This window comes from Streptomyces sp., assembly GCF_035563135.1.
In the GTDB taxonomy this organism is placed as follows: Bacteria; Actinomycetota; Actinomycetes; order Streptomycetales; family Streptomycetaceae; genus Streptomyces.
In genome coordinates this window covers 1-8,150 of sequence record NZ_DATMVN010000088.1, presented here as the reverse complement: position 1 = coordinate 8,150, position 8,150 = coordinate 1, and the positions used below count along the sequence as shown (strand labels likewise).

Genomic DNA, 8,150 nt, shown 5'->3' with positions numbered 1-8,150 from the left:
TGGCAGCCCGGCCTGCTGGTGGAGGTCATGGTGACAGCGGCGAGGGCGTGACCGTCCTCGCGCACCGCATCGTCGCAGACGACCGTGGCCCCACACCTGACGCACGCCCCCGCCGGGATGTTCCCGCGCAGCCACGGTGGTCGCGGGGCCCGGTGCCGGCTCGCTCATCGCAGCCGGCCTCGTCCTGCTCGAAGGCACGGGCGGTCCACCGGATCACTGGGGCCCGCTCCCTCGGGAAGGTCGATGCGCCCCGGCGTCACGCTGCTGCTGGCCCGTTTCGGGGCTTTCCCGGGTCCAGGCAGTCGTTCCTCCCGGCGCCCCTGCTACGCCGGCTCTCCCGGGGCCGGGACGACGCTGCACCAGCCCCGGACGGCCCCTGCAGCACCACGGCCGACAGGGCGCTTCCGGCCGCCCGTCGCGCCCCCACCCACCGCACCGGGGGACCGACCGCTCCGGACCTCCGCCGAGCTCACACCCAGGACACCAAGACCCCGCCCGCCCACCTCGCCGGAGAGGACAACCGCCATGACCCAAACCCCTCCCACGGTCACGACCGTCTGCATCGCCGGCTGTGGACCAGCCGGCGCCCCGCTGGACGTGCTCTGGTACCGCCTCCCCAAGGCGCCCGGGGATCCGGACGGGTCCTTCGCGCGGTTGGTGCCTGGCCGGTTGCTCCCCATGATCGACCGGGGCAGCTACTGGCAGGGCGCCTGCACCATGCCGAAGGGCACGGTGGCGTCGCTGAGGGTGGCGGGCATCGAGGCGCTGCGGTCGGACCTCAGGAAGGCGATGCCCTTCCTGAGCTCCCGGCTCGACACGGCACTGCGCAGTTGGGAGGACACCGGCTTCCTCGAGGTCCGCGTCAACCGGCTGCGCCGCTGGTACCGGCCGGGCCTGCTGTTCGTCGGGGACGCCGCCCACGCCATGTCCCCGGTCGCGGGAGTCGGCATCAACCTCGCCATCCAGGACGCGGTGGCGGCAGCCAATGCGCTCGTCGCGCCCCTGCGGCGTGGCACCGTGAGGGAACGCGACCTCCGCCGGGTGCAGCGCCGCCGCGCCTTCCCCACCCGGGTCACGCAACTCGTCCAGCGAGCGGTCCAACGACAGATGATCAGGGCAACGGGTGCTCCCGATCGACCCGCCGGGGTCCCGCTCCCCCTGCGCCTCATGTCCCGGGTTCCACTGCTGCTGCAGCTGTTCTCGCGGTTCATGGCGATCGGGATCCGCAACGAGCACGTGGCCCTACCGTGACCACCCGCGCCCGCAGCGCCGCCCCGGCACTGTCACGGCTCGGCCCTAGTCACGTCATGCCGGCACTGGCCCGCCAGGCCGCCGACCGCACGGGCGCTCCGCTGCTGCGAGCGACGGGGCCACCTGCAACGACGATTGCAACCGGAGACGACTCAGGCCGCTCTCCGAGTCGGAGAACGGCCTGGTCGACGGGGTGGAGCTGAGGGGACTCGAACCCCTGACCCCCACACTGCCAGGGCGGCTGGTGGGGGTTCCTGGACATTCGCCACCGTGCGTTCACGCAGGTCGAGCCGAAAGTGCGCTCGCCGATGAATGCCCGCAAACGACCGTGAACACCATGGCTTGGCCACCATCGTGGCACCATCTGCAGGCCTGAGCACCGCCCGACCCCCGGCCGGCGACGGTCCGGCCGTGCACTTCCTACGGTCGGTCGCGCAACTCGGGACCCTGTAGCCCCGAACGTGCGAAGTCAGTTCGTCGACGGTCGCTGCTGTGCATCCTGCGCAGGTCAAGTCATCTGCGGGGCGCCCACGAACGGAGGCGACCTGTCCCGGACGAGGAGCAATGGCGGTCAAGCGCGGCCCGTTGGACTCCCGCGGCGACAGGCCGGAGGCTGCCTTCAAGCTGGAGCCGTAACCCGTGCGTGAGGTCGTTGAAGTCCTACTCGGACAGGTGTTCACCCGCGGGACCCTTCAGGTCAAGAGCCCCAGGTGTCCTGTTGTCGGGGCCTCTGGTGCCGTCCCGATACCCGTCTGATACTTCGCCGCGCTCGCACCGCCCGGCCGCCGCCTGGCCGCCAATGCCGGGGTGGACGTACTGGTAGACGGTGAGCGTGATCAGGCCGTACTCGGTGGAGAACACACGGCCCGTCGAAGGCTCGTGCTGCAACGGTTGAGCCGCCAGGTAGCACAACCACTTCTCAAAGAGACCGGTGACGGCGCAGTGGCGGGTGGCTGAGTGGGCCAGGACCCAGACCCGGGTTCCCCCTAGCGGATGCTGCCGTCCCGCGTCATGCCCCCACCGGCCGTGTGCTGCCCTTCTCCCCCGGCCCGGGCGCTCAGGAAAGCCTCCAAGGTCGCTGTGCGGTGCCGCCGCGCAGTGAGCTCGATCTCCACCGCGTCTGCTCCCCGCTCGATCACCTCAAGGATCTCCTCGTGTTCAGCCACGCTGGCGGGTGGCCTTCCGGGGACGAAGCCGAAGATGGAGTCACGCAGCGCAGCCAACCTGCTCCAGCCACGCCCGACGAGGTCCTGCACATGCGGATTCGGACAGTGATCGAACAGCAATGAGTGAAACGCCCGGTTCATCTCCGTGAAGCGATGCGGGTCGAAGTCATCGAGGCATGCCCGCATCTGGTCGTTGACCTCGCGCGCTGCAGCGATGGTGTCCGGAGACAGCAGTGGGGCGGCCAATGCAGTGGCGTACCCCTCGACGAGGGCCAGCGTCTGCATCGTGTGGATGTACTCCGCCTCATCGACGAGGGCGACCTGTGCTCCGACGTTCTTCACGAAGGTGACCAGGCCCTCGGCCTCGAGTAGCCGGACCGCCTCACGGACGGGCACCACGCTCACTCCCAGCTCGCCGGCGATCTGAGCCAGCACGAGCCGGTACCCCGGCGTGAAGTGACCGCTCGTGATCTGCTCGCGGATCCACCGATACGAGAGCTGGACCTTGCTCGGCGGCACATCCGCGACGGCGTTCACCATCACCCAGGAACGTCCTCACGGACGACGATCGCGGCCACGACGTGATGATATACGAATTTGCCGCGGGCAGTTCGCCCCGTACGCGTCTCCGGGGAGTGCTCTAGCAGCCCTTCGCGCTGATCGGCGAGTGCCGCCGCGCGGCGGCTGCCGCTGTCGTGAAACCGAACACCATCGCGGTCGCTCCCGACCGGCTCCGGCTCGCCGACGTGTCCCAACTGCCCACCGGGCCTCGCTCTCCATGGCCAGCGCGCCCTGCGGGGTCCTGGATGAGCCGACTGGTCACCGGCCGGCGGAGAGGACAGCACCGGTGCCCAGTGCCCAGCGAGGTCGCGATCGGGTGCGAAGAGACCCGAGCATGGCCGCCGAGCACGCCGTCCGGTCGTAGCGGCGACGGACGGTCAGTTCCGCCATCCGCCGCCGCTGTGACCGCCCCACTCAGGCGAAGGGGTCCCCGGTCAGCGTGTACTTCGTCTGGAGGTACTCCTTGATGCCTTCCGCGCCGCCCTCGCGGCCGAGGCCGGAGAGCTTCCACCCGCCGAAGGGAGCGGCGGCGTTGGACAGCACCCCGACATTCAGGCCCATCATCCCGGTCTCGAGGCGGTCGATCATCCGCTGCCCGCGCGCGAGGCTCTCGGTGTAGACGTAGGAGACGAGGCCGTACTCGGTGTCGTTGGCCAGGCGCACCGCCTCGTCCTCGTCGTCGAAGGGGACGATGGCGAGCACCGGGCCGAAGATCTCCTCGCGGAGGATGTCCGACCCGGACGTGACGTCGGAGACGACGGTGGGCTCGTAGAAGGTGCCCGGACCGGGGACCGCCTTCCCACCGGTACGCAGTGTCGCGCCTCGCTCGACCGCATCGGTGACGAGCGCGTCGACCTTGGTCACGGCCCGGTCGTCGATGAGCGGCCCGATGACCACGCCGTCCTCGGTGCCCCGACCGATCCGCATGGCCTCGACGCGCTCGGTCACCCGAGCTGCGAACTCGTCGGCGACCGATCGGTGCACGAGGAAGCGGTTGGCGGCGGTGCACGCCTGGCCGATGTTGCGGAACTTCGCCGCCATGGCCCCGTCGACCGCCTTGCCGAGGTCGGCGTCGTCGAAGACCACGAACGGCGCGTTGCCACCGAGTTCCATGGAGGTGCGGAGCACGCCCTCCGCGGCTTGTGCCAGCAGCTTCTGCCCGACCGGGGTGGAGCCGGTGAACGACAGCTTCCGCAGCCGCGGGTCGCGGATGATCGGCTCCGACACCGCACCGGACGTGCTGGTCGTGATCACGTTGACCACGCCCTTCGGCAGCCCGGCGTCCTGGAGCAGCTTGACGAAGTAGAGCGTCGTGAGCGGTGTCAGCTCCGCCGGCTTGATGACGACCGTGCAGCCCGCTGCGAGCGCCGGGGCGATCTTGCGGGTGGCCATCGCCAGGGGGAAGTTCCACGGCGTGATCAGGTAGCACGGACCCAGCGCGTGCTGGGAGACGATCATCCGGCCGGTGCCCTCGGGGTTCGGCCCGTAGCGACCCTGGATCCGCGCCGCCTCCTCGCTGAACCACCGGACGAACTCGCCTCCGTAGGCGACCTCGCCCCGGGCCTCGGCGATCGGCTTGCCCATCTCGATCGCCATCAGCAGGGCGAAGTCCTCCTTGCGCTCCTGCAGCAGGTCGAACGCGCGGCGGAGCAGCTCCGCCCGCTCCCGGAGGGGTGTGCGCGACCAGGCGGAAAAGGCTGCGTCCGCCGCGTCGAGCGCCGACCTGCCGTCGGCGACGGACGCATCTGCGATCTGCTTCACGACCCCACCCGTGGCAGGGTCGAACACCCGCAACCTCTTGTCGCCCTCAGCAGCACGCCAGTCGCCGCCGATGAACAGTCCATCGGGGACATCGGCCAGCAGAACGGATTCGCGGCTCTCGCTCATGGCGGCGTTCCTTCGTCGTCGGACCCCCTAGCGGAGGTCGCCGGGAGTGGCTTGACTGCGCTCCAGGTCACCATATACGATTTCGCATACGATCCAAGGGGAGCCAATGACGACTCACAACGGCCACGAGGGGCACGCCGCAGACCTACGTTTTGCGGGTCTTCCCGGTCGACCAGGCAAGATCATCGCCGTACACCTGAGCTACCCGTCGCGCGCCGACCAGCGCGGCCGGCGACCGGCTCACCCCTCGTACTTCCTCAAGCCCTCGAGTTCGGTGGCGGCCTCTGGCGGCGCGATCGAGCGCCCCGAGGGAACCGAACTCCTCGCTTTCGAGGGCGAGGTCGCGCTCGTCATCGGCGAGCCCGCCCGCCGCGTGTCGGCCGAGGACGCGTGGTCGCACGTCGCCTGGGTGACCGCGAGCAACGACTTCGGCCTGTACGACCTGCGCGCGAACGACCGCGGGTCGAACGTCCGGTCCAAGGGCGGCGACGGCTTCACCCCGATCGGCCCCGAGCTCATCGACGCGCGGATCGTGCCTCCTGATGCGCTCCGCGTGCGCGTGTGGGTGAACGGCGAGATCGCCCAGGACGACACCACCGCCGGGCTGCTCTTCACGTTCCCGCAGATGGTCGCCGACCTGTCGCAGCACTTCACCTTGGAGAGCGGGGACGTCATCCTCACCGGCACGCCCGCGGGTTCCTCCGTCGTGGCTCCCGGGGACGTCGTCGAGGTCGAGGTCGACGCGCCGGGCGTGGCCGGTGCACCGAGCTCAGGACGGCTCGTCACCACGGTGGTCCAGGGCACGGCGTCGTTCGACGCCTCACTCGGGTCGCTTCCCGCGGTGGACGACACACAGCGCGCCGAGGCGTGGGGGTCGCGCGAGGCCGCCGGACTCCCCGCCGAGCCGATCGCCTCCTCGGCAGCCTCAGCCCCCGGCGTCCTGACCCCGGAGCTGCGGGCGAAGCTGGAGAAGGCGCCCGTCGCCGGCCTGTCCCAACAGCTGCGCAAGCGGGGTCTGAACGACGTCACGATCGACGGTGTCCGCCCGATGCACCCGGACCGGAAGGTCGTCGGGACCGCCCGCACGCTGCGCTTCGTCCCCCACCGGGAGGACCTGTTCGCCTCCCACGGAGGCGGCTACAACGCCCAGAAGCGCGCCTTCGACGCGGTGGGCGAAGGAGAGGTCATCGTCATCGAGGCACGCGGGGAGACCCGCTCCGGAACGCTCGGGGACATCCTCGCCATCCGTGCCCACGCCCGCGGGGCAGCCGCCATCGTGACCGACGGCGGAGTGCGCGACTACGAGGCCGTCGCTGCGGTCGGCATCCCGGTTTACACCAGCGGCGCGCATCCCGCCGTCCTCGGCCGACGTCATGTGCCGTGGGACGTCGACGTCACGATCGGCTGTGGCGGCACGACCGTCCAGCCGGGCGACGTCGTCGTGGGTGACGCGGACGGGGTGATCGTCATCCCGCCCACGCTCGTCGAGGAGGTCGTCGACGCGGCCCTCGCCCAGGAGGACGAAGACGCCTGGGTTGCCGCCCGGGTCGCGGAGGGACACCCGGTGGACGGGCTGTTTCCCATGAACGCCCACTGGCGCGCCCGCTACGACGAGGCCCTCCAGCAGGTTCACACACCGACGCCATGAAGCCGTCCAACGGCCCGAACAGGTCGCACGCAGACCCCGGTCGGTGACGCCCCGCAGTTCCATGCCGCACGAACACCCCGATGAGGCCTGCAGCCTCTTCACCCCTATCCGGGAGACCCCATGACCAACATCGCCACGCTCGGCGCGGAACGCCACGTCCCCACCGACCTGCCTACCCGCATCCAGCACTACATCGACGGCGAGTTCGTCGACTCGGCGGACGGCGACACGTTCGACGTGCTGGACCCTGTCTCGAACCAGGTGTACTTGCAGGCCGCCGCCGGCAAGAAAGCCGACATCGACAGGGCTGTCGCCGCCGCCCGCCGAGCCTTCGCCGAGGGACCGTGGCCGCGGCTGCTCCCCCGTGACCGCTCGCGAGTCCTGCACCGCGTCGCCGACATCGTCGAGTCCCGCGACGCCCGGCTCGCGGAGCTCGAGTCGTTCGACTCCGGCCTGCCGATCACCCAGGCGCTCGGGCAGGCACGCCGGGCGGCCGAGAACTTCCGGTTCTTCGCCGATCTGATCGTCGCCCAGGCGGACGACACCTTCAAGGTGCCCGGCCGCCAGATCAACTACGTCAACCGCAAGCCGATCGGCGTCGCGGGGCTGATCACGCCGTGGAACACGCCGTTCATGCTCTCGTCGTGGAAGCTCGGTCCGGCGCTGGCGACCGGCAACACCGTCGTGCTGAAGCCCGCCGAGTTCACGCCGCTGTCCGCGTCGCTGTGGGCGGGGATCTTCGAGGAGGCCGGGGTACCGAAGGGCGTCTTCAACCTCGTGAACGGCCTCGGTGAGGACGCCGGCGACGCGCTGGTGAAGCACCCTGACGTGCCGCTGATCTCCTTCACCGGCGAGAGCCGGACCGGCCAGATCATCTTCGGCAACGCTGCGCCGTTCCTCAAGGGCCTGTCGATGGAGCTCGGCGGGAAGTCCCCGGCGGTGGTGTTCGCGGATGCCGACCTCGACGCGGCCATCGACGCCACGATCTTCGGGGTCTTCTCCCTCAATGGCGAGCGGTGCACGGCCGGCAGCCGCATCCTCGTTCAGCGGGAGGTCTACGACGAGTTCGTGCAGCGCTATGCCGCGCAGGCGGAGCGCGTGCGCGTGGGATACCCGCACGACCCGGCCACGGAAGTGGGTGCGCTCGTGCACCCGGAGCACTTCGAGAAGGTCATGGGCTACATCGAGATCGGCAAGGGCGAGGCGCGCCTCGTCGCCGGCGGCGGCCGCCCCGAGGGCTTCGAGTTCGGCAACTTCGTCGCCCCCACGGTGTTCGCCGACGTCGCGCCCGATGCCCGGATCTTCCAGGAGGAGATCTTCGGACCCGTCGTGGCGATCACCCCGTTCGACACCGACGAGGAGGCGCTGGCCCTGGCCAACGACACCCGCTACGGGCTGGCCGCCTACGTCTGGACCAACGATCTGCAGCGGGCGCACAACTTCGCGCAGTCGGTGGAGGCCGGGATGGTGTGGCTGAACTCCAACAACGTCCGCGATCTCCGCACCCCGTTCGGCGGCGTCAAGGCGTCGGGTCTCGGCCACGAGGGCGGCTACCGCTCCATCGACTTCTACACCGACCAGCAGGCGGTGCACATCACGCTGGGCGCCGTGCACAACCCCTCCTTCGGCAAGTCCGC

General features: G+C 70.2%; 6 protein-coding genes. 3 read left to right on the top strand and 3 right to left on the bottom strand.

Features of this window, described 5'->3' with window-relative positions:
• Window positions 1-525: 525 nt before the first annotated feature.
• Entirely contained in the window at window positions 526-1,251 is a 726-nt protein-coding gene (locus VN520_RS03830) for an FAD-dependent monooxygenase (protein ID WP_325745403.1), read from the top strand.
• 660 nt (window positions 1,252-1,911) lie between these two features.
• Here the strand turns inward: VN520_RS03830 and VN520_RS03825 are convergent.
• From VN520_RS03825 to VN520_RS03815, 3 genes are all read right to left on the bottom strand, one after another.
• Window positions 1,912-2,112: a hypothetical protein gene (locus VN520_RS03825; RefSeq protein ID WP_325745402.1), complete on the bottom strand. Its 201-nt coding sequence runs from the start codon at window positions 2,110-2,112 to the stop codon at window positions 1,912-1,914.
• Window positions 2,113-2,237: 125 nt separating this feature from the next.
• Window positions 2,238-2,954 (bottom strand): GntR family transcriptional regulator, encoded by a 717-nt coding sequence (locus VN520_RS03820; RefSeq protein WP_325745401.1) that lies wholly within the window; start codon window positions 2,952-2,954, stop codon window positions 2,238-2,240.
• Between the two features lie 438 nt (window positions 2,955-3,392).
• Entirely contained in the window at window positions 3,393-4,865 is a 1,473-nt protein-coding gene (locus tag VN520_RS03815; RefSeq protein WP_325745400.1) for an NAD-dependent succinate-semialdehyde dehydrogenase, read from the bottom strand.
• Window positions 4,866-4,971: 106 nt separating this feature from the next.
• On the opposite strand from VN520_RS03815, the gene VN520_RS03810 reads away from it, so the two are divergent.
• The gene (locus tag VN520_RS03810; RefSeq protein ID WP_325745399.1) at window positions 4,972-6,513 is read left to right on the top strand and encodes a fumarylacetoacetate hydrolase family protein; all 1,542 of its coding nucleotides are present in this window, start codon (window positions 4,972-4,974) and stop codon (window positions 6,511-6,513) included.
• A 120-nt stretch (window positions 6,514-6,633) separates the two neighbouring features.
• Window positions 6,634-8,150 (top strand): 5-carboxymethyl-2-hydroxymuconate semialdehyde dehydrogenase (gene hpaE / locus VN520_RS03805; protein WP_325745398.1); only part of this gene is annotated, 1,517 nt, incomplete at its 3' end.